Here is a 26,803-nt window from a genome sequence, read left to right as displayed (position 1 = left end):
ATTTATTTAGTGGCCGCAAATTTAAATGAGTCAGGCTGTTTTCTAATGCACTTTTTACGATATCAATTATTGTTAACTATTTAATTCGTAAGACCTGATGTTTTCTCATCAAGCCCACTAACAGATACTACTGATATTCTGGCAATATTACAGGTTATTGGTATACCTGACTTTTCAAAATGTCTGAAGATTCGAAGCTAGGTACAAAATTAAACCGATGCCCTCCGGGTGCTGCGCCCGGTACTAAAACCGGGATGCAGTTCAATTTATATACCTGCCGAACAATTACTGGAGTTTTCTTTTCAATGGCATTTGTGTTTAACTGAGTCTTTCATTTGACCTTTGCCTGAGGCGAAATTATACCTCTTCGGCTCTCAATGCCATGCAAGTGACCTTTAAAAAATCTCCACGCCTTACTTCGTGCGGGTAGTATTTTTTAAGTCAGCATTGTTCACCCGCCCCACGCGCAAATATTCTGCCTCTATCAAAGGCCAATTGAGGCTTTTGCCGAAATGATTTCTAAACACTTAAGGCAGAACAGGATGAAAAGAGTAGTTGACAAACACACCGTTGCCCACCTTTGGGCAAACCGCTCTCAGAGCGATGCACGTACAGCTTCAGGGAACTTTTACTTTGAAAACGACCGCATCTGGTCGTATGGCTCACATTTTCTGATCGGTTATCATACGCAAAACGATAGGGGACAGCATGCGGTTATTATTACCCGTGAAAAAAATAGTAATACTACTAATGGGCAAGTGAATATCGTTTTAAGCGCCTCCAACCATTTGACGCAACTACGGGTGCCTGTGGCGGGAATGGATCATGAACAAGTTTTCGAAAAGTGGTATGAAGAGATAAAGGTGATTGCCGGTAATCTTCAGACAGCAAGAAAGCCGGAAAAATATGTTTCGCAGATCAGAGGCGTGTTTAGTGACGCAGAAAAATATGCAGAATTTTATGGGTTGGCGGTTCCTGAAAATCTGATCGAGGCGGGTGCTATTCAGAATTTAGATCAGTATTCGGCGATTGTTCAGAAAGAAGCTGCCTTCAGGAAGGTGGAAGAAGAAAAGAGATACAAGCGGGATTTTAAAATTCATCAGGCACAACTAAAGGATTGGCGGGCCTTCAAAACCACTTATGTCAAAACACGCATCGGCTTCGATTATCTTCGCTTTGACTCGAAGAGCAAACGAGTACAGACTTCACAACGCGTTGAAATTCCTGAAGCCATTGCCAAGCGTTTTTATGGCTTTGTTATCGAGGCAATCAATAATGGTGGATGTACTGAATGCAACATGACACTTATGGACAAATACCGAGTTGAAGAGATTAATAAGGATTTTATTAGGGTAGGCTGTCATAAGATCAGCCTGAAGGAGATAAAAACATTTGTCAAAAAGCAAAACTGGTAAGAGGGGCGAACCCGGTTAGTAAATCTACCAACCGGGTTTTATTCCCATGTATTTTATTTCATGTGTTACCGGTTGGGATATATTGCATTTTCGGCGGCCATGGCAAAAGCCATGGTCGCCGTGTTTAGTGGAGACAATCAATAATTTACGTTAGAGAGTTTTTGCCTTTGGTTGCTGGGGCTTAATGTAGATACTATTTGATTAACAGTGTATTGAATAGATTTGTCTAATCATTACTTGTCAAAGTATAGATTTCTTTTCTTCAAAAACTGTGGTACTTAAACTCATCGTTTTATGGACAAATAATCGATTGATAACATTATCACATAATTGAGAGGAAATATTTTTCTTTTAATCGAATAATATTAAATTCATATTTTTATAACTGGGCTAAACCCTATCTTTTTAATTTCATGAGTGGTCTGTTTCTGAATTTTTTTCACCTCGATATACCAGCAACTGGCCCTATCGATTTCCCAACCCTTCCTTACTCTTTGTTTGCGACAAAAGAAGCTTTTAAAAATTTAAAAGAGCAGTATCGTGACTGGTGGTTCTATCGAGATCAGGGCCTTATACATATGTGGCCAAAAAATGATCAAGCTGTGTTGCCTGCTAGCGCCAGTTTAACGAGTGCTAATATTGAAGACAAACCGAAACTACTGGCTAAAATATTTGAAACTGCCCTAATTGAACTCATTGCTAAAAGCGGTAGTTATCGAATATTCAGGAACAAGCACGCTAATGTTTGGGAAATTATCGCCAAAAAGGATCTTTTAAACGATAATATCCGAGGGTTATCTTTAAACCGGGTTGTTCACTTTTCAACTACTTTCTTTTTTAAAGAAGATCGTCTTTTTTTTGGATTTAATCTGTCGGCAGCGCTTAAAAATACCTTCACATGGTCACGAGATGAATTTGCGATTGCGGGAATAGATACAACTGGACTAAAGGGCAACGAAGATGTTATTTTTGCAAATCTCTCATCTATTAAGCGATTTCTAGATTCTCGTGGCGTTAGAGAAATATACGAAAAAGCAGTTATTCAAGAAAACAAAAACAGCAAAGTTTTTCAAATCATAATTGGCTTTCAGGAATGGTTGCATAAAAATCGGGATAATATTGTTATGCCATTTGGTTTAAGAGTCAAATCAATTAGCCGAAAATACTTACCATTTGATACTGACATTATCAAGTCCGAAGTTATCGGAAAACCTCAAAGATATTTTTACAGCAATCGTAAAAATACTGAAGGATTAATTTATTATGATAAAATGGTTCAAGCTTACCAACCTTATTCATTAGAACTTTATCAGCATAAGGCAATGAAAATAGGTGTAATTTGTCCGGCAGCCTATCAAGGTGAAACTGAAGGGTTCGTTAGAAAGATCGAAAACAAATTGAAGGAAACTTTTCATTTTAATTCCCTTTCATTCGTTTTCAAAACTATTTCCGGAACAGATTTAGATAGCTACAAAGAAAGACTTTATGAAGATGATTTATTAGAATGTCAACTCGTATATGTCATTGTAAACGAAGCACAAGAAAAACTCCAGCCTCAATTTTCACCATATTTTGTATGCAAAGCAAAGCTGATTGGTAACGGTATTCCTACTCAGGATATTCAAATTGAAACGATCCGTCAAAATTTGAGTAATTTCACAATGACGAATATCGCTTTGAATACCTACGCAAAATTAGGAGGTACAGCCTGGACGATTGAAAAAGAAGACCGATTAAGGGATGAGCTTGTGATAGGCATAGGCTCTACGGTTTCTGATAGCGGGGAATTTGTGTTAGGGATCGCCCAAGTTTTTCACAACGACGGACGATATATGACCGGAGATTGTTCACCGTTGTCCACATTCGCTACCTATCCTGTAAGTCTAGAGAATCATTTATTTAAGACACTTTCCCCTCTACTTGAAGAAATGAGTAAAACTGGAAAGTTTCGTTTAATCTTTCATTTGTTCAAATCCGCCAGTGAAGAATATGAAATAAAAGCAATCGAAAATTTAAAGAATCGCTTGGTTGCATACAACTTTGAGTTTGCCCTTGTCCATTTAGGATATGGTCATAATTATCGCGTGTACTCCAATGACGGAATATCTGACATCAGACAAGGTACATATATTCAATTGAGTCGTCATTCTGCGTTATTACATTTTGTTCCTAAGAGTGATTTACCCTTAAAGATTGACATAGACAAGAGATCAGATTTTACAAGCTTGTTTTACATTGCGAAGCAAGTTTTTTGGTTTTCACATTTATCGCATCGCAGTTATATGCCGTCGAAGCGAACAGTAACAATTATGTATCCATCTTTGATGGCGAAAATGACTGAAGAATTAAAGAAAGTGGATGGTTGGGATTTTGATAGACTAAAGGCAGTAAGCGATAAATTATGGTTTATTTAAGACAATATATTCTCGAAAACCTACGTCGGCTATCCCAAAATCGAAATATTGAATTGGCGGCTTATTTGGCGATCGCTTCGCCTCAAAAACTCTTTCATAATAATTTTGAGCTAACGCCGGACGAGGAAGTTGCGTTGAAAGGTTATAAGCAGGAAAATATTGAAAGTAAGGTGATTCAAAGCATTGTCAGTAAACCCAAAATAAAAGGTATGGATGCGACATCCAATATTTATAAATTTCTGGGACTATATCTAGCTGATAATATAGGACTAAAATCTGTGATGGACCAGAAGTTTGCGCAAAGCGAGCTGAAACAAAAATATTTTATTGCTAAGCTCGCACCGGATTATACAGCGCTATTGGTTCAAGAGGTAAACAGTCGCACTTCGGATCCGATTTCAACTGTAATAAGATATATACTAAATATCTCTGTTTGTCATGAGCAGGACTTAGATAATGCTATACTTTATTTGTCAAAGGTAGAACCAGATTTTCAATTGCAGATATTGTTTGAAGATCTTGAATCTGTATTATTGAAGGTGAAATATCTAAATAAGCAGGCTGAAGAGATGGTTAGGGATATATTGAATAATTTTAGTAACGCCGTACAAAAAGTTGTCAAGGAAAGACGAAAAGGTCATCCTGCATATGCAATCGTGGACGAATATGACGTTCAAGACATATTATATGTCATTTTGAAATGTGTTTTTCCCCTTTTACGGGATGAAGACCCGATACCAAAGGTTGGGGGCAAATCAACTAAAATAGATTTGATATTGAGGCAGGAAGACATTCTTATCGAAGTAAAAATGATCAAGTCAGCTGACAGTAATGAAACTCACTTCATTGAGCAATTAAAGGTGGATTTCGAGTCGTACCATGAGTGTAAATGGCTAAAAAAGTTATTTTGCTTCGTTTGGGATCCTTATAAAAAGACGAGGGATATCGCAAATTTTCACGACTTGAATGGAATTCGAAATAAAAATGAGCATACTTTTGACGTTGAGGTCATTGTGAAATCCTGATTAGATAATAGACTCGCATGCTCTGGTGTATTGCAGGTTTTTCTTAGCGTTAGAGGACAATTATAACTTTATTGATTAGATTTGTGCAGCTACTGTAAAGTTGGCTGATTATTCGCATATGTTCTTTGAAGCTCATCAAAATTTTGAAATATGTCTGCTGTTCGGCTATGGTCGAAAAATCGGCAGGCAGTTATCTGTAAGGCATAGCTTTTCCGATAACTGAAAGTGAACACTGTAATTTTATACAGGTTACACTTATTTACCTGATAGTTTATAAATTATATGCTTTCCAGCCATACCATTATACGGGTGATTCGGTGTTGCATACACAAAGAAAAAGATGGTGAGCTTCGAAGTGCATTTTTAACCAAGCATGGAGCTTCAAAAACCCCAAGTAGAATATATTAGGAAATCATTTAGAAAAATGCAGTCAAAAAAAGATTTTTTGACTTTGTTGAACTACGTGAAAAATATTCTGTATGGTGAGAAGTTTCACCCGATTGTGTTGAAAAGTCTAAATTACCATTCAAACCCCGCGAATAACAACCGACGATATATTAAATTTTCTATAAAAAAAAAATCAGGTGGGAGCCGAATTATTCATGCACCTAATAAGGGATTAAAGGTGATTCAGCGTTGTTTGAATATAATCTTGCAAGCGCTTTATGATGTCGATGAACATGCTTTCGGATTTGTTCCAGGTCGTTCTATCGCCGATAATGCCCACTTACACATTGGAAAAGCTTACGTTTATAATATTGATCTCAAGGACTTTTTTACAGGGGTTGATCAGGCTCGTATCTGGGCGCGCCTAAAAGTAAAACCATTCCAATTAAATGGTAGTGTAGGTAGGCACGAACTGGCTAATTTAATTGCTGGCTTATGCTGTCAAAGCATGATTGTAGAGCGAAAAGGAGAAGATGGGGCATGGCTGAAAGAAGTGCGTAACGTATTGCCTCAAGGAGCTCCAACATCTCCAGTTTTAACTAATATCATTTGCCAGCAGCTTGATTATTATTTAGGCAGGGTAGCTTTGCGCTTTGGGTTGACCTACAGTCGATATGCTGACGATATTACGTTCAGTTCTTCTCATTTCGTTTATCAAAAAGAAGGTGAATTTATCAATGAGTTGGAAAGGCAGATAACTGATCATGGCTTTTATATTAAATATTCAAAAACGAGGTTACAGAAGCGGGGATATCGGCAGGAAGTAACAGGTTTAGTTGTAAACAGTAAACTTAACGTCCAGCGTAGATATATCAAAGATTTGCGTAAATGGCTTTATTACTGGGAGAATTACGGTTATAAAAAAGCAAGTGTATTTTTTGAATCGGCATATTCGGCCGATAAAGGTTACTTGGGTGCAACAAATCCAGTCATGGCAAAAGTAATCAGAGGGAAATTGGACTTCTTAAAGATGGTCAAAGGAAAAGATGACCCAACTTTTTTTAAACTTAATCAAAGATTTGAAATTCTGACAGACATTGTAAAGGAAGAATTGCAAAATCAGAATACTGCTGAACCGAATTGTGTCGCAGTGCCTGTTATAGACGGCCTGCCGGTATTACACACCCCGCTCGAGGTAGTGAAAATTCTTAAGATGTTTTCAATTAATGAATCTGCACTGAAATTTGCTACGCATAGTTGGGAAGCAGGATTAGATGATAAAATATTTAAGAATTATCCGGATTTTATTAGAAAGGCAAAAAAAGAATTTAACGTTGTTAGCAGCTCATTGAACGAGCTTAATCCGCAATTAAGAGCAAAGATATTATCCTTTCTTTTTAACAAGCGTGTAGGAATAAAATGGGGCATGCGTCGGGTCAGGTTTGGGTGGAGTTCTCCAGAACTGAAAGAAGCAATGGAAAGAACGCCAGAGATGATGCCGGAGAATATGGTTTTGCCAGAACATGCGCAATTCAGAGTTACTTCACAGCGAGGGGGAACACAGACAATCCAGAAGTTTAAACAAGTAATAGACATCTTCAAAAATGAAATCGAGATAAGAAATGATGGCCCAGTACTCGAAGAATTGATATACGATTATCATTTTAAGCATTTGCAGAGTTTCGAAATAATGGAATTCACTAATCTAAACGATAAAAACTTTTATACTGACGTAGATTACCTGCATAAAGCCTTGGATTTGGTTTTTGGAAACATTGCTAAATATCCAGGTAATGAGAAATTGGTTGGTTATCGTCTGATTGATGATCCATCATATTATCAGTTAGCAATCATCAATTATGGTTCAAGACTTCGCGGTGTCTCGATAGCCAGTGAAAAATTTCTGCTTACAAAAGGTGATTTCGGTACAATAAAAAAAAGGCTGAACAACCTATGCGATTGGTCGATAGAGACGGAATTTGCTGAAGGAAGTTATCGACTAAATTTTTTAGCGTCAGATCCTAACACTGCTTCAGTCGAGCCTATTCAATATGCCGTTGGCTTTACTTATCTTTTTACTTTTTATAAATGAGAATTGCGTTAATAGAGGACAGAACGGATCGAATGCAAAGATTCTTTACCGGAAACATTTCCGATTTGCACGAATTGACCCTGATCTCAGGTGTTGATTTTCAGAAAATCGATAGTCTATTTTCTGAAGGCAAATTTGAGTCTTTAACAGATTACCAATGTATTTTAGCCCATCGCTCTGCCTTCGATCGAAAGCAAATTGAATTGCTCACAGATTATTGTAGTTCAATTTCTAAGCCATTAGTATTCTTCTCTGGAGGAATTACAGCCAGTGTTTATAACGATACGGCATTTAAATATTTACAAATAAATTCGAAAGATTTTTATTCTAATCTAACACTGTTCATTGAGGATGTTCGGAATACTGGGAGTATTAATTTGTTGCTGCTTCAATTCGGAACGAGGTGGCGTTTGACATTACTTCTTCGCCTACGTAATGATATAAATTATTTGAAGCAGCGCCATAGCATTAGAGTAATATGGGATCTCAAAATTAACAATCAGATCAAACAGCAATTGATTACTTCATTTAAATTAGAATGGTTGAATAAACCAGACTTTAGCCCTGTTAATGAAGACCAAATCGAAGAGTTTTATGTTAAGTTGAATACTTTAATTTCGGAATCAATATGATCAATAAACTACTTATACATAGCCAAAAAAGCATATTGCTGGACGGAATTAATTTTGAGACGGGCGAACAATTCGTATTTAATCCGGGTGCAAATATTTTTGATATTGATCATTATATAACTGCGGAACTTGATAGAGGCGACCTACGAAATAAAATATTAAAATCGGATGTGATTTTTATAAAAATTGCGCTGTCTGAAAATTATTTAGAATATCTGGGCTTGCGATTGGCTTATCATATTCGGCTTAGTAAAAGTTTGGAAGGAAAATCTGCCACGCCTATAGTATTTGTCGGAGAGGAGTCATATCATTTCCTTGGTCGTACAACCGACTTGGCAGATATCCTTTTTACAGAGGGTGTTTATCTCATAAAAGACACAAGTCAGGCGTATGATAACTTTATTAAACTGATGGCAGAGCGAAAAATACATTCGCTTGGTAGCTATGTTGATTTCATCGAGAAAATTAGAGTAGCCCCGCCAGCCAATTATCAAACCCATCATTCGATTACGAATGAGTGGTCAATTTTGCGTTGGACAGATATGGCAAAAAATCTTTCGGAAGTAGATCGCGACGAAATTTGGGGCCTTATTCAAACCACAGAGACTCTTTATTTTAAATATCTAGAGGGGAAATCTACTGTTCGAGAACAAAGGCAGTCATTTAAAATGGAAAAAAAGAAAATGCCATTACTCATTCCATTTAGTCCCGAAGATTCTGCGAAAGTCTATTACATTGACGATGAACAAAGAAAAGGCTGGGGAAATCTATTTTCCAAATTTATTTTTAAAGAGTACACGAATGCCGGCAGATTCGACTATTGCGCAGAATTTCCTAAAGGAGAGCAGAAAGTCGACTTACTTAAAAGGCTTAAAGAAAAAATCGCTGAACTTATTGAAAATGGTTTTAATGTTTTCATTATAGATCTCCGTTTGTGCGATGACGACTTTGATAAAAAAGAAGGAAGCGAACTGAGCGGGTTTGAATTAATTAAAGAGATTAAAAGGATAAATGAAGGTGTTCAAATCATAATTTTTACTGCCTCCAAAAGGGCAGAAAATGTTACTAGGGCAGCTGAATTAGGGGTAAATCGATACATATTGAAAGAATCTCCTGAACAGGTTCTAACTAGAAATGATAGTTACGCTTTATTCCAAGAATTCTCAGCTCATGTAAAAGATGCTGTTGCTAAGAGTTTTCTTGCTTCTCTATATAATACGATACGACAAATCAAAGCTACATCATTGTTTAGTACCGAGACGAATGCTGATAAAAAAGAATTCCGCGACAGAATCGTAGGCAAGGGTGGAATTCCTGACAAGATATTTGCGCTTACGGAAGGCTCTAAAAGCATATTTCTGTCGGAGGCATTTCTAAATGCTTACAAGTTACTTGAGAAACTTTGTACTTTTTATTTTATAGCCTCGGGCGGGGTTGAAACTAAGGATTCGAATATTATAAATGTCATTCGCTCATCCGGAGAGGAATTGTGGGCTGAATTTGAATTAAAGCGGGGGTATTTTGATTTCCAGAATAATACTGAAACAAATATTATAGACGTTGTTTTTCAAAGTACAAGGTTGAATAAAATAACAAACTTATTTAAGACGGTTGCCGTATTAAAGTTTAGATTTAATCTAGACAATGATAGAATTAAGAAACTAATTGAACTAAATTATTTGCGAAGTAATCTCGCGGCTCATGATACCGGGGATGTTAATACGGCGAAGAGGCAGATTGAATTATCAGATGTTTTGTTCTTGATTAATTTATTGCACGGATTTTTGTCATAGCGGCTTAAGCTCGCTTATACTTTTTTTCGAAAAGCAGTTCGATTATATATAACCACAAGTTATAATTTAAGATTTCCTATTAATCGAGACAATATTTATTTTAGATTTTATAAATAGCCGCTTATGAAATCGTTCAAAATATCTCTTATTACTGCAGTTTTGTTAGTTCTTGTAATTGATCATCTCAAAGCCCAACTTCCTATAATTATAGCAAATGGACAACTAAGATTGAATGATGGCAGCTTTCTCAAACCTGATTCTAAAAGATATATTGCCTATACCGATAGTCTGGAATTCAAATTGAAATCAAATCTATCTGATACAACAGCATTATTTCATCGGGCTTTCCTATATTCTGTGTTCAATAGTATCTTATTTTATCCATATCCTGGAGAATCACATGTTATGCAGGATTTATTGAAAGCAAAGAATCTGGCTGATAAAGCATTAAGTTTAAAGATGCGAGATTTTAAGATAAAAGTCTTACTCGCACAAATTTGTAGTGAGTTGTGCTATCAATATTCAAATGATCAAAATTGGAAGTTTACCGTTAAACAAATTATTGAACGGCGAAATCAATTTGGCATCTTTAAAAAGCTAACAAATGAGTACTACACTGACGCTATTTCCGCTGATCCAGCCAATGCCTACGAATATGAGAGAATACCCCATTAAACCTTTATAGAGGTTGATCGGGAAAGAAATCTTTGGGTGAACAATTTAAAGCTTTAGCTAGTAAATTTAGGTGCTTTATGTTGTATTTTTCGTGAAGTCTCGGATTTTCAATATTTCCAATAAAGCCTTCAGAAAATCCGATTAGTTGCGACAATTTTTGTTGTGAAATATTCTGTTCTTGACGTAGAATCTTCACTTTCTCAATCACATACTTATCTAATTCCGAAATATCTTTCATTAGATACGAAAAAATAGCAAAAAATCATAAAAATAACATAGCTATAGCTATGTTATTCCGTTTTTATTCGTATCTTGGATTTAAGATTTGTAACAAGATCATTTTATAAATACTTTCGCGTTTACTTCAAGAAATTAGAAGCATTCGCTTAATGTCTTGTCTTAGAAACCTGAGAAATTTCATTGACGCAAGACGATAAGTGATATGCTCATGCCATAGGTATGGGCTCACTTACTCGTGTCAAGGCTTCTCAGGGCCACTAAGGCGGTAAGCTGAGTTCCATGCCTTATTTTTTTCTGGCCGGCTCATCTTACGAATTTTGTAACCATCAAAAAAGCGGAGAATGACAGTTGGTAAAAACATCCTTTCTGTAGTTATCTGCCCCCCTGAATGAAAATAGGGATAGCGGCAGTTTGGTCAGTTAATAGTTAAACTCTAACTGCCGCTATTCTTTTATATCCGATTTCTCTATCCAAAAATTGAGGCTAATAAGCTTCCGGGAATTCTATTGCCTTTAATGAAGCATTAAAATCGAAAAAATGAAAAATCAAAAAAAAGATAAAACCGGTCAGTTACATTACCTGGTTGCCCTTTTCATCTTATGGATATTGGTTTTTCTCTGGGTTAACTACAGGAGACAGTAGTATTCATAAATTATTGATTCATTAGCACGGTTAAACTTCAGGGGTTCCGGGATTCAGATCCCCCGAGTATTTAGAGATGCTCAAATTGCAGGATTGTATAGTCCTGTCCAACTATTTCTTTACCTAATCTAATATCTTATGAAGCTGAAAATTCGCTTTACAGGACAACTATTGCCTAAATTTTCCTTTCGCAAGCAATTACTTTTGTCCTTCTCATTCTTACTATACTTGTTTATAAACCCGGCTACCGCGGTTCTCAATTTTACCAGGAAGACGGATACCATATTTAAAGCGCTGGAAATAGGGAACAAAGTACCCGAAATAGTACTTTCAAATGTCTTAAACCATCAAGAACATCAGGTATCTATTGCCGATTTCAAAGGCAAAATACTTATCCTGGATTTCTGGGCGACCTGGTGTTCTCCCTGTATCGCCATGATCCCTAAACTCGACTCGCTGCAAAGAGAGTTTGCAGGCAAAGTACAGATCCTGCCCGTAGCCTATCAGTCAGCTGCCGAAGTACGGACTTTTTTATTACGATTCGAAAAGCAGCAAAAGAAGCATTTTTCACTGCCAGACGTCGTTGCTGATAAAAAGCTGACTATGCTATTTCCGCATAATACGCTCCCGCATTTCGTATGGATCGATAGGGATGGCTTTGTAAGAGCGATAACTGAACATAAAGATGTCACGGCCGAGAACATCGCGTTGATGTTGAAAGGGGAGAAGTTCACGTTTCGTGAAAAAAAAGATTCCAAAGCAGTTTCGTTCAATTTTGATCGATCATTGGCAAACTTCAAAAATTTAGAAGAGAGTCAACCAGAGCAGCCTTTGTCGGTTTTGACTCCGTTCACAGAAGGCTTTTTTGCTGAATATCGTGTAAGCCCTATTGATAGCGTGAAGGGACGTCGTATCACTTTCATAAATGTCAACCTGGACTGGATTTACAGGATCGCATACGGAACGGATAGTATTTATCTTGCTCCCAATCGTGTTATTTATAAAACCGGTGATTCGTTGCATTTTGTTTCAAAAAAGAGCGGGGCGGAATACCATGACTGGGCAAAGAAAAACTCCTATTGTTATGAGTTTTCTGTTCCAGCATCTTTAAACTCTTCTTTTTTTGAACTGATGCGCAAGGACCTGCGGCAACGTTTTCCACAGTATGCGGCAGCTGTAAAGCCGACCAGTGCTAAATGCCTCGCCCTGGTTCGAACCTCTTCAACTGACTTGATCGGCTCCGCGCATGGAGAGTTCCTTTTCAGATGGACACCCTCAGGTTGCTCGATCCTGAATCAGCCATTGGCGAAGCTTGTCAATTATCTCAACGCATCGTACCTGCAAATGAACCCGGTGCCAGTTGTGGATGCCACGGGTTTCAAAGAGGCCGTAGATATTGATCTTGAAGCCAATATGTCCAGTGTCGAATCACTCAACGAGGCGCTAAAGGCTTATGACCTAAAACTAATCGAAAAGAAACTGGATGTTCCCATGCTAACCATTACTGACAACCCTAAACAATTACCATGATGTTTAAAAGATCGTTATTAATATATTGTATTTTTCAGCTTTTCATTATGCCCTGTTTTTCCCAGGCTAGCAGTGGTTTAACAGGTAGGATTATAAGCTCGACTGATAAATCCCCTGTATCAAAGGCATTCATAAGCGTCAAAGAGTGGCAGAGATCTACGTTGTCAGACGAAGACGGAAATTTCCTATTGAACAGATCCACCGGAAGAGGTCAACAAGTGAATGTTCACGTCAGCTGTGCGGGGTTTCATAACATCGACACGCTACTGATCATGACTGAGAGGTCTGTCGTTTTCGTATTGAGGCCAATGGTCATTAATATCAATGAGGTCATAGTAAACACCGGCTATCAAAAGATAAACCCGGAACGCTTGACCGGCGCTGTATCCACAGTGAGCAGGAACATGATCGAACGGGAGGTAAGTACCGATGTCCTGCGTACATTGCAGGATGTTGTTCCCGGCCTGATATTTAATCATGATCTCACCGCGGGACAAAACAGTATTAGTATCCGTGGTACCAGCACTATTTATGGTAATGCGCAACCTCTGATCGTAGTCGATAATTTTCCGTATGACGGCGATATCTCCAACATCAATCCTAATGATGTGGAAAGTGTTTCTGTGTTGAAAGATGCGGCATCGGCTTCTATATGGGGTGCCCGCGCCGGTAATGGAGTTATCGTAATAACCACGAAGAAGGGACGCCTGAGTTCGCCGACACAGGTTTCGTTTAATTCCAACCTGACTGTGGGGGCAAAACCCGGGTTGTTCTATCAACCGAAGATGTCTTCTTCTGATTTTATTGATGTCGAAAAGCGATTGTTTTCGCAAGGCTATTATGATGGACTGGAAAATACAAGCGACCAATCGCCAGTTTCACCGGTTGTCGACCTGCTTTTTAAGGTGCGAAATGGAGCGGTTTCCGAACAATCTGCCAATCAAAGTATCACAGCCATGAAAAGTAACGATATCAGGAATGACCTGGATAAATATTTTTACAGGAATAGTGTGAAGCAGCAATATGCCCTAAATATTTCAGGAGGCGGAGAAAATCAGGTCTACTATTTGTCAGGAGGGTTTGATCGTAATATTGAAAACGAGGTTCGGAATGATTTCTCAAGAGTGACCGTAAACGCTTCAAATACCTTTGATTTTCTCAATCACAAGTTGTCGGTGAATACCGCATTCAATTTCGTTTACAACAAGGCCGCCATCAACAGTAACATCAATGACCTGACCTGGAACAATGGCGTATCCTTATATCCTTATGCAAGCCTTGCAGATGTTAATGGAAACGCCCTGCCTGTAGTTCGTGATTATGCATTATCTTTTATAAGCGATCCTGCACAACAGAAATTACTAGACTGGAATTATCGTCCGCTGGATGATCTTCATCAGCAACAGAACTATTCCTATTCACGCGATCTGCGGCTACAGGGTGGATTGAAATATAATATATTGCCGTGGTTGAATAGCAACCTGCAATACTTATATGAACGTTCTCAAAATGACAACGAAAATCTCCATAGTGAGCAATCATACTTCACCAGGAACCTGATCAACCGCTTTACCCAGGTCACGGCAGATGGCAGTCTTTCCTATGTTATTCCCAGGGGAAGCATTCTTGATTCCTACAACAGCATCCTCGAAAGTAATAATGTGCGGTTGTTGCTCAATGCTGATAAGAATTGGAATAATGTGCACCATCTCGAATTCATGGGAGGAGCAGAGCTTAAAAGCGTTAATGTGCAAAGTGGTAACAATCGTAAATACGGTTATGACGAAGAACATGCGCTGAATTCGAATGTCGATTACGTTAATCTATATCCTCTATATTATAACCCGGGTTCGAAGGCTAATGTCCCTAATTACATAACCAACGGGGACCTTACCGATCACTATGTTTCTTATTTTGCAAACGCGACATATACATTTAATGACAAGTATATTGCAACGGCAAGCGGACGCGTAGACAAAAGCAACTTATTCGGCGTCAAAACTAATCAAAAAGGCGTGCCGCTTTATTCTGCCGGTCTGGCCTGGCGTATTTCTAAGGAAAAATTCTATAACGTTTCATTTCTGCCCGATCTGAAGCTCAGGCTGAGCTTTGGTTATAACGGCAACATCGATAAAACGTTATCAGCATATACCACGGCGCAGTACTATGGAAGTTCGGTTTCCCAGATAGGGCAACCCTATGCGCAGATCATCAATCCCCCAAATCCTGAGTTAAGCTGGGAAAAGGTTAAGATCATCAATGCCGGAATTGATTTTGCATCAAAAGGACGTCGTTTTAGCGGCTCGGTCGATGTTTATCAAAAAAATGGCATCAACCTGATCGGGGATATGCCTTTTGCGCCTTCCACTGGCATTTTAAGTTTTCGTGGAAATACTGCGAACACCAAGACTACAGGTATTGACCTAAATCTCGTAACACAAAACCTAACTGGGCAATTCAAATGGAATACCTCGACGCTTTTTAGTTTCGTCCACGATGCGGTTAGCAACTACCAGACTTTTTACAGCGGACAGCAATATATTCAGACTGAAGGCATTCCGGTACAAGGGAGGCCGCTCTACGCTATTTATAGTTATAAATGGGGCGGCCTTGATCACGATAGCGGCAATCCGCAAGGATACCTCGACGGCAAATTGAGCCAGGATTACGGATCAATTGTCAATGCGACCACGAAGGACAACATGATTTATAACGGTTCCGCAAGGCCGGTATTCTTTGGTGCGGTGCGTAACAATTTTACTTACAAAAATTTCTCGCTCTCAGTTAGTATCAATTATAAACTACATTATTATTTCAGGAGACCTTCTGTCGATTACACAACCGTTCTTTCCGGAATTGGAGGCAACGGCGATTACAGCAAACGTTGGCAACAACCCGGAGATGAGTTGATCACTAGTGTTCCATCTATGCCAGACCAGATTGATTATTACAGGGAGCATTTTTATACGTATTCGTCCGCACTGGTTGAAAAAGGCGATCACATCAGGCTTCAGGACATTCAATTGGGCTATCAATGGGGTAAATTATTTTTCTATGCCTATGCCGACAATGTCGCAATGATCTGGAAAGCGACAAAAAGTAGCTATGACCCTGATTATGTGGTTAGCGGTTACCTTCCCCCTCGTACGATATCCCTTGGTTTAAGAAGCAGATTTTAATAATAAGAAAATGAAAAAAACATTCCTATATATTGCAGCACTATTCCTCCTGTCATCCTGTACGAAGGATTTCCTGGATAAGAAACCAGATAAATCACTGCTGGTGCCGACCGATGCCGCTGATTTTCAGGCAATCCTTGACAACTATAACATAATGAACGTCATGCCCGGCTTAGGTACCATAGCAAGTGATCATTATTATCTTCCCGGAAATGTAGTTAAAAGCCTGCTGCCTGTACAGCAAAATAGTTACCTGTGGAAAGATGATATTTTTGAAGGGCAGACTGCCACAGACTGGAATACGCCGTACAAACAGGTTTTTTATGCGAATGTAGTTTTGGACGGCCTGGCCGGCAAGGGAAGTGACGGCAGCAATGATAATTCCATCAATAACCTTAAAGGCAGCGCGCTGTTTTATCGTTCGCTGGCCTTCTACAATTTGTCACAGATCTTTGCTGCCCCTTATGTCGAAACTACTGCAGTGAATCTGCCAGGCATACCCATTCGGCTGAGTTCAGATGTTAATGTAAAGGTTGGCAGGGGAACATTAAAGGGGACTTACCAGCAAATTGTGGGTGATTTGATTACTGCAATGGATCTGCTGCCAACTAAAGCCGCTTTCAAAAACCGGCCGTCAAAGGCGGCCTGTGCGGCGTTACTGGCGCGAACTTACCTTTGTATGGGGGATTATAAAGATGCGGGGATATTGGCCGGTAAATGCCTGTCAATCACTGATGAATTATATAATTTGAGCGATCTTGACCCAACTGCAGACTTTCCATTTCCTGAACCTTTACCTAATGATAATAAAGAGGTTCTCTTTTATCAGGGTTTTGTATCGTATTCATTTTTTACAAGGGGAAGGACGCTCGTTGACTCAACTCTATACCGTTCTTATACCTCGACCGATTTGAGAAAGCCTATGTTCTTTTACGAAGTAGGAAATACTGGTGTAATTTATTCCGGTTTTACAGGAATTGGTATCGATGAACAATATCTGATAAAAGCTGAGGTATCTGTAAGGAGCGGAGATGTAGTAACAGGTATCAACACCTTGAATACACTGCTTCAAACAAGATATGAAAAGGGTACTTACAAAGCGATTGTAGCCAATGAGCGCGACGCTGCGCTAAAACTGATTTTGGAAGAGCGTAGAAAGGAATTGGTTGGAAGGGACTTAAGGTGGACAGACCTTAGAAGGTTAAACAATGAAGAAGCTACGGCAACCACGCTGAAGCGGATAGTGGATGGCGTGACCTATGTGCTGCCTCCTAATGACAAAAAGTACGTTTTTCCAATCCCTCCAGATGAGATTCAAAGAAGCGGAATCCAGCAGAACCCAAGGTAAGAAAGGGCGGCTTTTGCCGCCCTTTTCAATTAATTGTTGATTGCAAATGTTCCGAGTGTAGCCCCAACAGGGTTACTGCCAGTGGCTGGTTGAGTCGCGGCTTGTACAGTACAGCTGCTTGTGCTCTCGTCACAACGGTAGCTGTTACTTACGTACGGCGACGTATCATCTTCTGTGCGGCCGTCGATGTTCAGCCAAACGCCGGAAGATTGTTTACCCCATAAATGAGTGTCTTTTTTTAATTCCGGTTTTGACGCATACGCTGCGCTGATCCCTAAAACAATTGCCAGTACGGAAAGCTTAATATTTAACTTTTTCATTTCGATGTTTTGCTTTATTAAATCAAAAAGCAACAAAAACTTTTGTGAATAATTAAATTGATTATGTTTCGTAGGCGTGATCGCCTGCAGATATGGCATGGCCAGGATCCGCTGTCGTATTTTTTACTTTGCCGCGCACCTCCTTTCTTTCTCGGTCAACAACGATGTGATATTGAGTATTAGGCAGCCGACGTTGAAGAAAAAATGCACCTTCCAGCCCATCTTTTCCAATATACCCCCGCATGAGCACGGCACCCTTGGAAAGAAATGAAGTATGACGAGCGCAATGTAAATGGTGAATATAATTAGCAGGAATGCCGAGATCATAAGGCCTATTCTCCTCGTCCGAGGAAACAACAGAAAAAAAGCCGTGGTCAGTTCAGCAGGGATAAGAAGTCTTATAACCAGTTCCTTCAGTACCGGCCAAAGCTCCTGGTTCCTGATTTGCCAGACAAAGGCATGATGGTTCAGTGCTTTACTAAAAGCAGCGTAAACCCATAAGAAGATCAGTAATATGTTGATTATCTCCCGGCCTATTTTTTCCTTGTGATTCATGTTCGACAGCATGAATTAAAGGTAGGGGCAAGGAAATGACAGAAAATGTCACTCTTTTTCTTTGATCAGATATTTTTTTAATCGCTTGTCATAGATGATGTCGTGACCGCGGTCGCGAAGGTGGTTGATCATTCTTTTGATGGTTCGCGTACTACAGCTAAAATTCTGGGCGACGGTTTCAATGGAGCGGAATCGATTTTTGGTTATTAACTCCAAAACGTAATCCAGGCGCTTTTCATATGATCTGTAGTCCATTGCGTTCAATTTCAGTTCATTGTGTGTCGTGAAATTGAAGAATGGCGATGATATAAATTACAACCAGTAGTTTTAATTTATTTAAAAAAGGTATTCTAAATGTCCCTTTAAGATAGATCAGGTCTTTTACAAGACCTGACTAGGAGTTCTATTCTGCGGTTGTTTTCGAAAAAGCCCGCGGATTTTGGCAACCATCTTCCAAAGATACTCCCCAACGATAGCCGTTCCGTACTTGGGTTTTGGCATGAGCCTGAAAGGTGATATTTCGAGTATTTCAGCAATTTGATAGATTCTTCTTATTGTTAATTCTGTTTCATCTCTTTCTACTTTGGAATATGCCGCCTGAGATATATCGAGTGACCAGGCCATGTATTCCTGACTGTACTGCTTCGCTAATCTTTCCAACCGAATCTTCTCTCCAATAGGTAGTGTCATAATAATTAATATTAAATTAACAATAAACAAATATAATATATTAATACTTTGAGTTGTACCCGCCGCGGAAAATGACTGTCATTTTTACAATAATTCCTAATAAGGGGAAGAAACTTAAAAAAAATGTAAAATGAACGACCTTTCAGCGGTAAAATCTAAGAAATTGTCAGGAGGCGCGAGCGCCTGTGCGACAAGTATTGTTCTATCGGCATCCATCGGCGGCTTATTTGGCGGCGTTGGTGCCGTAGTGGGCGGAATAGCAGCTGCAGTTGGACCTGCCTGTTTGGGCATCCTCTAATCCTAAGTATAGCCGGAATATTTCCGGCTATACCTTTTAAAAAAATAAGCTGACAGCAATCCCACCAATCGCGCCATACAAATGCAGGTCGTGATTAATAGCTTCATTTTTCTTCTTCCACTTATAATATGTTAGCATCGCGATGTATAAAGGAGCGGTGTAAATATTCTCAATCGGTCCAATAACTGCGACATTGACCGCATGACCAAACGGATCCAATAGCATAAAAGCGAAAAGACAACCCATTATACTTCCCGATGCTCCCGCACTTGAATAATTAAAATTATCGCTGTTTCTTACTGTCGCAGTTATATTGGCGGTTAACATGCTTATCAGGTAAATAACCAAGAAATGAAGGCTTCCGTGACGGGATTTTCTATTAAGCAGCTCCTCGAGATCGGAGCAGATAACATAAAATGCTATCTGATTAAATATGAGGTGAACGAAATCTACGTGTACAAAATCAGACGTTAAGACGCGGTAGTATTCCCGTTTGTTAATGATTGTGTATGGATGAAGAATCAGTTTGCCGAAAAAAACTTGATGATAAAGTCCTATTAAGCTGCTCAAAAGAATGGAGATCATTAAAGTGTAGGCAACAGGAGCCAGCGAAAAGGAATCAGGTATAAGGTATTCTGTCATAAGTATTATTTTAAAATCATGCAATTACTTTTACTAATATTTTACTGTGTTTGGTAATTGTCTTTGGCCCGCAGCAAACAGAAATTTACCTAAAAGTTTTAGGTATGAATTCGATCGCGAAATCCAACATTTTTTATTTTTCCGCGTTGCTGGCGCTGACATACGTTTTAATCGCTCTGACAAATTATTACATCTTAACGCCCGAATTTTATCAGAAGAGCGGAAGTGCTTTGTCCGGAATACCCGGGGGAGAAATCAATGTTTATGAAAATATGAAAAAATGGATATATTTTTCAGAAGCAATATATCTATTAGTTAAATTATTCACCATTGCGTTAATTTTTTACACAGCGCTGTTTCTTTCGGGTAAAACAGTGTCCCTGGCAGCTATTTTTAAAGTGACCTTATTGTCGGAGTATATATTCCTGGTCCCTGCATTAATTAAGATCATTTGGTTTCATTTTTATTACCCGGAACCGACGTTAGCTGACTGGCACAAAACTTATGTGCTCTCTGCGTTGTCAATGTTTGACACTGTACCGGGAGACTGGTATTATGTTTTACAGACCTTAAATGTTTTTGAGGTCACATATTGGTTTATCCTTGGCTTTGGGATCTCGTCAATAACAGGCTTATCCTACGATGCTTCTCTAAAAATTGTCGTCAGCTCTTATTTGCCTGCTCTTTTCATTTGGGTTTGTCTTGTAACATTCGTAAGCCTCATGTTTTTTCCAGGGACAGCCTGAGCCCTTAATTTATCTTACCACTACACTCTATAGTTTTAAATATGTTTAAAATTTCTACCGTACGAAAGGCCTTCGTGAGACAGTTGTCAACCTTTGATTGTGGACCGGCCTGCCTGTCCATGATCCTGAATTATGCGGGACGTGGATCGGAAATTGCAGCGTTCCGTAACAGAGTCGTTGTCTCTGATTTCGGAATGTCGTTGTTTGAAATGGCCAATCAGGCAAAATTCCTTGGGTTTGAATGCCGTTGCGTTGAAATGTCTCTTAACTACTTAAAAAACCTTCGTAAACCTATTATTCTGCATGTGCTGAATCAACATAAAGAATACCATTACCTGGTATGCTTTGGTTCCCGGACCAAAAAAGGAAAAGTTGAATTCCTGTTGTCTGATCCTGCGAGACAAGTTTTTTATTGCGACGAGAATCAGCTCGATGCCATGTGGGAAAGCAAGGCGGCATTGTATTTCGATAATTTACCTCATCAGCCCGCTAATAATTTTAAATTAAAATGGATTTGGAAGTCTTTTAGAAACCTGGTACCAACTGCGCTATGGTGTAGTATTCCTTTGATTAATATTGGGGCGTTGTTCTGCGGGATTGCGATCACCTGGACACTGCAACAGGGGCTAAAAGATTCTCCTATGAATAAATCCATGTCCTATCTTATTGCCTTACCTATTCTCTTGTTAATTATCAGCATGTTCAAAAGTTTATTAGGCTTTGTCAGGCAGCTAATTTTGCTAAAGATCAACACCAGAATCAGCCTTGAGTTCACCTCCCGTTTCATCGAGAATATATTAGGGCAACCTGGTTGCGGGATAATTGATTCGAACTTTACAAATTTAAAGCAAGGTCTGAACGATACACATAAAATACAAACCGGACTAGCCACATTTGTGTCCTGCATGTTTACTGAAGGTTCCTTTCTGTTTTCAGCACTAGTTCTATTGGCGTATTTTTTCCCACTCGGCTGTTTCTTTGTCGTCTTATATATTTTAGTTTCTGTATTTCTTATAATAAAAGACTACCCTAAAGCTTCATATTTATATGCAGAACGCCATGACGCTTTTGCTAATGCCCGGCAAAAGATAATCGCTGAAATTCCGCTTTTGAACAAATCGGATAGCGCAACGAAAAGCGAAAAAATAATCGCGCATCAAAATTTGCACGAATGTTATATTTATTCTGAAAGTAAAATAGGGATGGTTACTGTACGACAAAATCTCCTGCTCGAATGCATTGGCAATTGTATGGTCATTGCTGTTTTTACAATCGGCTTGCTCAGATTGGAGAAAAGTATGGATTATACTACGTTTATGATATCAGTCGTATTGGCATACCTTGTCAATTCGATCCTGCCGCGATTATCTGCATCGTATTTCATTGTTGCAGAAGCGGTAGATTCTGCGCTGCAACACAGCATCAACTTCCCGTGACGCTATTTCATAGTGTCGCTATACTTCAAACATCTCTTTCTATGAAAGATATTTAGTTGCTATATACGGGTGACGCTATGCCCATGTTCTCCTGTATCCTATATCAGTGCTTTTTCTTAAACATCTATCTAAACCTCATATGATAAACGCGCGAATAGAAAAATTAAGGGGTGAGCTTACCATCGCTCTCGACGAAAGTAACCAAATTGAAAATCCATTTGAAAAACTTACAGCAGTACTGGAACTGGTAGAAAGGGCAATAGCCGGTCTGAATGAATTAATGGAAATTGAGGATTTTGATGGTCCTGATGAAGAAATTTATTTTTTTAAAAAGATCAAACCACAGATCATCGCCTTGAAAATCGAAGAGATTATTAATTATAACATCGTGGTCAACAAACCTATTGGTCCATTAGATGTCGAGGTGGATTATTATAAAAGGGAAATTGAATCTCTTCAAAGTTTTTTCCGCCTGAATGCGTTTCATTATCAGTATTACCGTACTAAAGCAACCGCATTCGATGAGCTGTTTTTTCTACGGGAATCCGGACCCTTACCGGTTCCGTCCACGGAAATTCAGATAGCTGATAATCATTACACAACTCCTATGAGTTATTTGTTCGCCAAATTTATAGCTTATGAAAATGTGCAAAACCTACTGCGGGAAAGGATCTTTGAACTCACCAATCCCGAATGCCTGAAGTTTCAACACTCGGGGTCGAAAAGCCCGGTGTTAAGATGGACCGGAGATGTTGTGAATCTTGTTGAACTAATTTATGGACTGTGGCTTACCGGGCAATTGAATGACGGCAACGCAAATCTTGCGGAGATTGTCAGGTGGATGGAATTTCACCTACAGGTGAAAATTGGCGTTATCCAGCGAAGATTCGCAGAAATTGAATCCCGTAAACGCGTTAGCAATACAAAGTATATCGATCAGATGAAAGAATCTATTCTCCGCAAGATCGACTTGGGAAGGGCGTGATTTTTTTCTTTTTAGCCAGGAGTTCCCAGTTTAATCTCTGATCATATCTTTTTAACTCATGATAACAGAATGGCGCCTCCGGCGTCATTTTTTATTTTGATACCATTGCAGCGCGGTCGGAATAGTTTCAAATTCCTCAGTTACACTGAATTTAACTGACAGATAACTTCATAAAAAATTTCCCTTTCTTACTTTTTAGCTGCGATTTACCTTTCGCTTGCCTTTCAGGTTCGCTTTACCAGGCTATTATTTGCACCTCCAGCTCAGTAATTTTTCAAATATATTTTTCGGTACTACCGAAAAGCTCCTGAAAAATGCTTCCGCAATAGCTTCAATTTTGGTCTCAACGAACTGAAAGTTGCTTCAAGGGCAGAAAATAAGTTACAAAGACTGAGCGCCAGACCGGCACTAATTCGCCCGATGATTATACCGATAGTGAGTTACCGGGAGGCCTGAGTTGCTGACAAAAGTTTGCCGGATACCTTTTCCACGTCGGTGGGAAGACCGATCTGGTTTTACAGGTCGAACAGGGTTCTTTGACATTGGGGGACGAAGCATTACCCCGCTTAGCCGCGGGAAATATTGCGAAGGGGAGAGCAATCAAACTGAAAACGCATAGGCAGGCGCAAGCCCGGTTCGTAGGAGCCGACGTGAGTAGTCCCGAATTATATATACCGGCAGAACAGCAATCACGGGCTCGTTGCCCGCTGCCGGTACCATCTAATAGTCTGGTAACATCAACGCTTAATAATTATTTATGTCAAATTCACTAACTGCAAAGGAAATAAAAGAACAGGTCTCGCTTGTTGATCTTTTAGCCCGTTTAGGATTTCATCCTGTACCTAAAAGAGGAAAGGAAAAGATGTATGTCAGCATGATCCGGGATAACGACGTTAATCCTTCGTTTGCTGTAAATGATGACCTCGGCGTATGGTTCGATCATGGTATTGGTAAGGGAGGGAATATTATCGATTTCGGGCTTATGTTCTGGAAGAACCTGGATTTTAATGGAGTGGTTAACAAGATTCAGAACCTTTGTACATTGGATGCCGCCCCTCCAAGGGAGAAACGCCCGAGAAAACAGACGAAAACCTACCATGTGGTTGAACGGGTCAAACCAATCGGCAACCACCCGGCGATTAACGATTACCTCAAAAGCCGCGGTGTTTACGAAGTCGCCAAATTTTACCTCAGCGAGGTATATTACTATATGGAAGATGAAAAGAACGTCAGGAAACACTATTTCGCTGCCGGCTGGCTCAATGAGCAACAATCCTGGGAGGTCCGCAACAGGTATTTCAAAGGTTGTATGGGACATAAAGCCATAACATTTATTCCGGCTCATGAGAAAAATGCGGCCGTTTTCGAAGGCTTCATCGACTTTCTGAGTTGGCGATTTGAAAATCCTGACGCCACGCATTCTATAATCGTTTTGAATACGCTGTCCCTTTTACAGCAGGGGATCAATAAGGCTAAGGCCTTTTCTTCCCTTGATGTATATTTTGACAGGGACAAAGCCGGCATCCTGGCAACCCGGGAGTTTCTCAAGGCCTTACCATACGCGGCAGACCGTTCGAAAGTTTATGACGGATTTAACGACTACAATGATAAAATTAAGGCCCAATTGAAAATTGCAGGAACTGATCCTGAAATAAAACGCAGCAACAGTTTACCGGAAGGTAATGGATTTAGCTACGGCGGGTAATTCATTCCGGCGACTTTGTTCAAATCGCCAACACATCCCTGGCTAACGAACTCAATACCGTAAATGAAACTTCCATTTCAGCGATCTGATCGCTGATTCATAAGCTAAAATTTCGTTGTTTTTTCAACGGCAAGATGTCTTTTTGTTACACAAAAAGTCTCTTGCCCTCCCGGGAGGATTAAAAAAAACTCGCAACTCGTTTTTTCTATGGTTGAGTTAAAGAAACTGATGGGGCGCCCAACTGTGAAAGAGGGGAAGCGGACTAAGTTTATCAACGTCAGGTTTACAGAGGATGAGTTTAAGGAAATTGTCGAACTGGAGCAGCAATTGGGCTTATCAAGAACGGAGCTTATCAGAATGCGCGTCCTGGCTGATACTCAGAAAATAGTCGTCAATTCCAGGGTGCTTATCAAATACCTTGATGATGTGGGGGCCGAAATGGGACGTATTGGCAATAATATTAATCAACTGGCAAAGCATGCCAATGTCCTCAACCTGAAAGGCCAGCTGGATCCCTTGATTGTCGACCGGTTTAACTACCTGTTTAATGATTATATTAAAGTTCAGCAGGTGCTGGAGGCTACCTTCCGAAAAATCATCAGGGCTATGGGACGTTAGATTCCATCAATTTTTAAAAAAAATGCCGCGGTAAGGCTATCAGATATCACGATCTGATGATTGGTTGATATGCTGCTCCAAAGATATGGTGATATCCGGTTCTTTGGTTCACATGTTCCGAAGATAAGCTGATCGGAAGATCGCATACGCAGCAGATCAGCCGATCTTTTGATGGATTGATCGCCAGTTATGATGATCGTGAGCACATTTGTTATCAAGATCGAATGATCTGTTGATCGTACGTTAGGCAGAGCCACTAATAGCATGATTTTCCGTTAAGCTGGTCATTTAATATCATGATCGGTTGATCCCGTGATCATCAGTTAGGCAGAGCTGATAGCATGATCTCCTGTTAAAGTGACGAAGTGATCGGCTGTTCTTTTGATCCTGCGGTTTACCAATCTATTTTCTATACTCATGATCGCACATATTCTTGAGAAACCTTCGATGACTTTTGCAGGAGTCCGGTATAACACAGATAAAATGGACCTGAACAGGGGAGAACTGATGTTGAAAGCCAACTTTGGTGCATTACAGGGATTGAACCATCCGCGCCCACAGGATTTGATCAATTACCTATTGATGATTTCCTCCCAAAACACCAGGGTAAAGAAGAACACGCAGTTTCACGCCGTGATTTCCGCGTCAGGGCGAAATTATGATAAACATGAGCTCACAAAGACGGCAGAAATGTGGCTGAAGGAGATGGGCTACGGCAATCAGCCCTATCTCGTCGTTTTTCATAAGGACACCAACAATAATCATGTACATATGGTCAGCTCCAGGATTGATAAAAACGGCATACAGATCAATCGCGATTTTGAACGTGACAGGGCGTTAAAAAGTATCGACAAGGTGCTCGGTTATACCTTCGCTTTACAATATCGTTTTAGTACAATAGCCCAGTTTTACATGATCCTGGAGAATAGCGGATTGCTTGGCCGTGACTACCGCGATAAAGATAAGCTGCAACGAAAGATCGATAAGTACGTCCCTGATAGAGAACGGATCGAAGCACTCAAAACACTTTTTAATTCGGAAAAATACAAAGGGGATTTTATCCGGGTCATGAAGGAGACATATAATGTTGATCTTATCTTTCATTCGTCGGAAGGCAAAAAGCCTTATGGATATACAGTCATTGACCACCGCACCAAACAGGTTTTTAAGGGCAGCGAGATCCTCAGTCTTAAGTTGCTGCTGGAAAGTTGCGCGAATCACACACCCCCGTTAATTGCCCCGGATTTCAGGGAAGATAGTCATCCATATGATGGAGAGCCTGGCTATTACAGCGAATATACTTCTGTTGAGGGCCTGATCGGCCCCATTATAATCGCTGACGATGTTGATGATCAACAGGTACTGGGAATGAAACGCAGGAGGATGAAAAAGGCGAGGGTAAATACGCGCTGACGAACCGTATTGTTAAACTTCAC

The 26,803-nt window shown here is 39.7% G+C and carries 24 protein-coding genes; 17 read left to right on the top strand and 7 right to left on the bottom strand.

What is annotated here, in order from left to right:
- The first annotated feature begins 542 nt into the window (after window positions 1–542).
- The 7 genes from IEX80_RS04865 to IEX80_RS04835 all read left to right on the top strand — a co-directional run bounded on the left by IEX80_RS04865 (window position 543) and on the right by IEX80_RS04835 (window position 10,433).
- A complete protein-coding gene (locus IEX80_RS04865; RefSeq protein ID WP_188832119.1) occupies window positions 543–1,415 on the top strand; it encodes a hypothetical protein in 873 nt (290 codons plus the stop codon).
- 413 nt (window positions 1,416–1,828) lie between these two features.
- Window positions 1,829–3,829, top strand: coding sequence for a Piwi domain-containing protein (locus IEX80_RS04860; RefSeq protein ID WP_188832118.1), 2,001 nt, complete (start codon window positions 1,829–1,831; stop codon window positions 3,827–3,829).
- Entirely contained in the window at window positions 3,817–4,854 is a 1,038-nt protein-coding gene (locus IEX80_RS04855) for a PD-(D/E)XK nuclease domain-containing protein (protein WP_188832117.1), read from the top strand. Before IEX80_RS04860 ends, IEX80_RS04855 begins: the two co-directional genes overlap by 13 nt.
- 373 nt (window positions 4,855–5,227) lie before the next feature.
- Window positions 5,228–7,333 (top strand): reverse transcriptase domain-containing protein, encoded by a 2,106-nt coding sequence (locus IEX80_RS04850; protein WP_188832116.1) that lies wholly within the window; start codon window positions 5,228–5,230, stop codon window positions 7,331–7,333.
- The gene (locus tag IEX80_RS04845) at window positions 7,330–7,965 is read left to right on the top strand and encodes a hypothetical protein (RefSeq protein ID WP_188832115.1); all 636 of its coding nucleotides are present in this window, start codon (window positions 7,330–7,332) and stop codon (window positions 7,963–7,965) included. The genes IEX80_RS04850 and IEX80_RS04845 overlap by 4 nt, the downstream gene beginning before the upstream one ends.
- Entirely contained in the window at window positions 7,962–9,758 is a 1,797-nt protein-coding gene (locus IEX80_RS04840; protein WP_188832114.1) for a response regulator transcription factor, read from the top strand. The genes IEX80_RS04845 and IEX80_RS04840 overlap by 4 nt, the downstream gene beginning before the upstream one ends.
- Window positions 9,759–9,881: 123 nt before the next feature.
- Window positions 9,882–10,433 (top strand): hypothetical protein, encoded by a 552-nt coding sequence (locus tag IEX80_RS04835; RefSeq protein ID WP_188832113.1) that lies wholly within the window; start codon window positions 9,882–9,884, stop codon window positions 10,431–10,433.
- Window positions 10,434–10,437: 4 nt separating this feature from the next.
- Here IEX80_RS04835 and IEX80_RS04830 read toward each other — a convergent pair whose 3' ends face one another.
- A complete protein-coding gene (locus IEX80_RS04830) occupies window positions 10,438–10,671 on the bottom strand; it encodes a helix-turn-helix domain-containing protein (protein WP_188832112.1) in 234 nt (77 codons plus the stop codon).
- 782 nt (window positions 10,672–11,453) lie between these two features.
- Here IEX80_RS04830 and IEX80_RS04825 point away from each other — a divergent pair.
- The 3 genes from IEX80_RS04825 to IEX80_RS04815 are packed head-to-tail and all read left to right on the top strand — an operon-like array spanning window position 11,454 to window position 17,372.
- Window positions 11,454–12,845: a redoxin domain-containing protein gene (locus IEX80_RS04825; protein ID WP_188832111.1), complete on the top strand. Its 1,392-nt coding sequence runs from the start codon at window positions 11,454–11,456 to the stop codon at window positions 12,843–12,845.
- Window positions 12,842–16,024: a SusC/RagA family TonB-linked outer membrane protein gene (locus IEX80_RS04820; RefSeq protein WP_188832110.1), complete on the top strand. Its 3,183-nt coding sequence runs from the start codon at window positions 12,842–12,844 to the stop codon at window positions 16,022–16,024. Before IEX80_RS04825 ends, IEX80_RS04820 begins: the two co-directional genes overlap by 4 nt.
- Before the next feature lie 10 nt (window positions 16,025–16,034).
- Complete coding sequence (locus tag IEX80_RS04815) at window positions 16,035–17,372, top strand: RagB/SusD family nutrient uptake outer membrane protein (RefSeq protein ID WP_188832109.1); 1,338 nt, start codon at window positions 16,035–16,037, stop codon at window positions 17,370–17,372.
- Window positions 17,373–17,401: 29 nt separating this feature from the next.
- On the opposite strand, the gene IEX80_RS04810 is transcribed toward IEX80_RS04815, so the two are convergent.
- The 4 genes from IEX80_RS04810 to IEX80_RS04795 form a co-directional block, all read right to left on the bottom strand.
- Complete coding sequence (locus IEX80_RS04810; protein WP_188832108.1) at window positions 17,402–17,692, bottom strand: DUF6520 family protein; 291 nt, start codon at window positions 17,690–17,692, stop codon at window positions 17,402–17,404.
- Window positions 17,693–17,815: 123 nt separating this feature from the next.
- Window positions 17,816–18,247, bottom strand: coding sequence for a MauE/DoxX family redox-associated membrane protein (locus IEX80_RS27960; protein ID WP_188832107.1), 432 nt, complete (start codon window positions 18,245–18,247; stop codon window positions 17,816–17,818).
- Window positions 18,248–18,295: 48 nt separating this feature from the next.
- Window positions 18,296–18,502 carry an HTH domain-containing protein gene (locus IEX80_RS04800; protein WP_188832106.1) on the bottom strand — a complete coding sequence of 69 codons (207 nt, stop codon included), beginning with the start codon at window positions 18,500–18,502 and terminating at the stop codon, window positions 18,296–18,298.
- 126 nt (window positions 18,503–18,628) lie between these two features.
- Window positions 18,629–18,937 (bottom strand): helix-turn-helix domain-containing protein, encoded by a 309-nt coding sequence (locus tag IEX80_RS04795; RefSeq protein WP_188832105.1) that lies wholly within the window; start codon window positions 18,935–18,937, stop codon window positions 18,629–18,631.
- A gap of 130 nt (window positions 18,938–19,067) precedes the next feature.
- On the opposite strand from IEX80_RS04795, the gene IEX80_RS04790 reads away from it, so the two are divergent.
- The gene (locus IEX80_RS04790) at window positions 19,068–19,235 is read left to right on the top strand and encodes a hypothetical protein (protein ID WP_188832104.1); all 168 of its coding nucleotides are present in this window, start codon (window positions 19,068–19,070) and stop codon (window positions 19,233–19,235) included.
- 36 nt (window positions 19,236–19,271) lie between these two features.
- On the opposite strand, the gene IEX80_RS04785 is transcribed toward IEX80_RS04790, so the two are convergent.
- Window positions 19,272–19,877, bottom strand: a complete 606-nt coding sequence (locus tag IEX80_RS04785) for a rhomboid family intramembrane serine protease (protein ID WP_188832103.1) — start codon at window positions 19,875–19,877, stop codon at window positions 19,272–19,274.
- Between the two features lie 104 nt (window positions 19,878–19,981).
- Here IEX80_RS04785 and IEX80_RS04780 point away from each other — a divergent pair, with 104 nt between their 5' ends.
- From IEX80_RS04780 to IEX80_RS04760, 5 genes are all read left to right on the top strand, one after another.
- A complete protein-coding gene (locus IEX80_RS04780) occupies window positions 19,982–20,623 on the top strand; it encodes a hypothetical protein (protein WP_188832102.1) in 642 nt (213 codons plus the stop codon).
- A gap of 41 nt (window positions 20,624–20,664) precedes the next feature.
- A complete protein-coding gene (locus tag IEX80_RS04775; protein WP_188832101.1) occupies window positions 20,665–22,059 on the top strand; it encodes a cysteine peptidase family C39 domain-containing protein in 1,395 nt (464 codons plus the stop codon).
- 139 nt (window positions 22,060–22,198) lie between these two features.
- Window positions 22,199–23,044, top strand: a complete 846-nt coding sequence (locus IEX80_RS04770) for an RteC domain-containing protein (protein WP_188832100.1) — start codon at window positions 22,199–22,201, stop codon at window positions 23,042–23,044.
- Window positions 23,045–23,801: 757 nt separating this feature from the next.
- Entirely contained in the window at window positions 23,802–24,749 is a 948-nt protein-coding gene (locus IEX80_RS04765) for a DUF8464 domain-containing protein (RefSeq protein WP_188832099.1), read from the top strand.
- A gap of 207 nt (window positions 24,750–24,956) precedes the next feature.
- Window positions 24,957–25,367, top strand: a complete 411-nt coding sequence (locus tag IEX80_RS04760) for a plasmid mobilization protein (protein WP_188832098.1) — start codon at window positions 24,957–24,959, stop codon at window positions 25,365–25,367.
- Here the strand turns inward: IEX80_RS04760 and IEX80_RS04755 are convergent.
- Complete coding sequence (locus tag IEX80_RS04755; RefSeq protein WP_188832097.1) at window positions 25,364–25,633, bottom strand: hypothetical protein; 270 nt, start codon at window positions 25,631–25,633, stop codon at window positions 25,364–25,366. The genes IEX80_RS04760 and IEX80_RS04755 overlap by 4 nt on opposite strands.
- Window positions 25,634–25,784: 151 nt before the next feature.
- Between IEX80_RS04755 and IEX80_RS04750 the strand changes: the two genes are divergently transcribed.
- Window positions 25,785–26,780 carry a relaxase/mobilization nuclease domain-containing protein gene (locus IEX80_RS04750; RefSeq protein ID WP_188832096.1) on the top strand — a complete coding sequence of 332 codons (996 nt, stop codon included), beginning with the start codon at window positions 25,785–25,787 and terminating at the stop codon, window positions 26,778–26,780.
- Window positions 26,781–26,803: the final 23 nt, after the last annotated feature.

It is taken from the genome of Mucilaginibacter rubeus, from assembly GCF_014643835.1.
In the GTDB taxonomy this organism is placed as follows: Bacteria; Bacteroidota; Bacteroidia; order Sphingobacteriales; family Sphingobacteriaceae; genus Mucilaginibacter; species Mucilaginibacter rubeus.
The sequence above is the reverse complement of the archived record's forward strand: the minus strand, read 5'-3'. Positions and strand labels throughout refer to the sequence as shown.

What these genes read in the sequence shown, in the direction of transcription:
- IEX80_RS04865 (WP_188832119.1), top strand. Translation starts at nt 543, where the DNA reads ATGAAAAGAGTAGTTGACAAACACACCGTTGCCCACCTTTGGGCAAAC.
- IEX80_RS04860 (WP_188832118.1), top strand. Translation starts at nt 1,829, where the DNA reads ATGAGTGGTCTGTTTCTGAATTTTTTTCACCTCGATATACCAGCAACT.
- IEX80_RS04855 (WP_188832117.1), top strand. Translation starts at nt 3,817, where the DNA reads ATGGTTTATTTAAGACAATATATTCTCGAAAACCTACGTCGGCTATCC.
- IEX80_RS04850 (WP_188832116.1), top strand. Translation starts at nt 5,228, where the DNA reads ATGGAGCTTCAAAAACCCCAAGTAGAATATATTAGGAAATCATTTAGA.
- IEX80_RS04845 (WP_188832115.1), top strand. Translation starts at nt 7,330, where the DNA reads ATGAGAATTGCGTTAATAGAGGACAGAACGGATCGAATGCAAAGATTC.
- IEX80_RS04840 (WP_188832114.1), top strand. Translation starts at nt 7,962, where the DNA reads ATGATCAATAAACTACTTATACATAGCCAAAAAAGCATATTGCTGGAC.
- IEX80_RS04835 (WP_188832113.1), top strand. Translation starts at nt 9,882, where the DNA reads ATGAAATCGTTCAAAATATCTCTTATTACTGCAGTTTTGTTAGTTCTT.
- IEX80_RS04830 (WP_188832112.1), bottom strand. Translation starts at nt 10,671, where the DNA reads ATGAAAGATATTTCGGAATTAGATAAGTATGTGATTGAGAAAGTGAAG.
- IEX80_RS04825 (WP_188832111.1), top strand. Translation starts at nt 11,454, where the DNA reads ATGAAGCTGAAAATTCGCTTTACAGGACAACTATTGCCTAAATTTTCC.
- IEX80_RS04820 (WP_188832110.1), top strand. Translation starts at nt 12,842, where the DNA reads ATGATGTTTAAAAGATCGTTATTAATATATTGTATTTTTCAGCTTTTC.
- IEX80_RS04815 (WP_188832109.1), top strand. Translation starts at nt 16,035, where the DNA reads ATGAAAAAAACATTCCTATATATTGCAGCACTATTCCTCCTGTCATCC.
- IEX80_RS04810 (WP_188832108.1), bottom strand. Translation starts at nt 17,692, where the DNA reads ATGAAAAAGTTAAATATTAAGCTTTCCGTACTGGCAATTGTTTTAGGG.
- IEX80_RS27960 (WP_188832107.1), bottom strand. Translation starts at nt 18,247, where the DNA reads ATGAATCACAAGGAAAAAATAGGCCGGGAGATAATCAACATATTACTG.
- IEX80_RS04800 (WP_188832106.1), bottom strand. Translation starts at nt 18,502, where the DNA reads ATGGACTACAGATCATATGAAAAGCGCCTGGATTACGTTTTGGAGTTA.
- IEX80_RS04795 (WP_188832105.1), bottom strand. Translation starts at nt 18,937, where the DNA reads ATGACACTACCTATTGGAGAGAAGATTCGGTTGGAAAGATTAGCGAAG.
- IEX80_RS04790 (WP_188832104.1), top strand. Translation starts at nt 19,068, where the DNA reads ATGAACGACCTTTCAGCGGTAAAATCTAAGAAATTGTCAGGAGGCGCG.
- IEX80_RS04785 (WP_188832103.1), bottom strand. Translation starts at nt 19,877, where the DNA reads ATGACAGAATACCTTATACCTGATTCCTTTTCGCTGGCTCCTGTTGCC.
- IEX80_RS04780 (WP_188832102.1), top strand. Translation starts at nt 19,982, where the DNA reads ATGAATTCGATCGCGAAATCCAACATTTTTTATTTTTCCGCGTTGCTG.
- IEX80_RS04775 (WP_188832101.1), top strand. Translation starts at nt 20,665, where the DNA reads ATGTTTAAAATTTCTACCGTACGAAAGGCCTTCGTGAGACAGTTGTCA.
- IEX80_RS04770 (WP_188832100.1), top strand. Translation starts at nt 22,199, where the DNA reads ATGATAAACGCGCGAATAGAAAAATTAAGGGGTGAGCTTACCATCGCT.
- IEX80_RS04765 (WP_188832099.1), top strand. Translation starts at nt 23,802, where the DNA reads ATGTCAAATTCACTAACTGCAAAGGAAATAAAAGAACAGGTCTCGCTT.
- IEX80_RS04760 (WP_188832098.1), top strand. Translation starts at nt 24,957, where the DNA reads ATGGTTGAGTTAAAGAAACTGATGGGGCGCCCAACTGTGAAAGAGGGG.
- IEX80_RS04755 (WP_188832097.1), bottom strand. Translation starts at nt 25,633, where the DNA reads ATGCTATTAGTGGCTCTGCCTAACGTACGATCAACAGATCATTCGATC.
- IEX80_RS04750 (WP_188832096.1), top strand. Translation starts at nt 25,785, where the DNA reads ATGATCGCACATATTCTTGAGAAACCTTCGATGACTTTTGCAGGAGTC.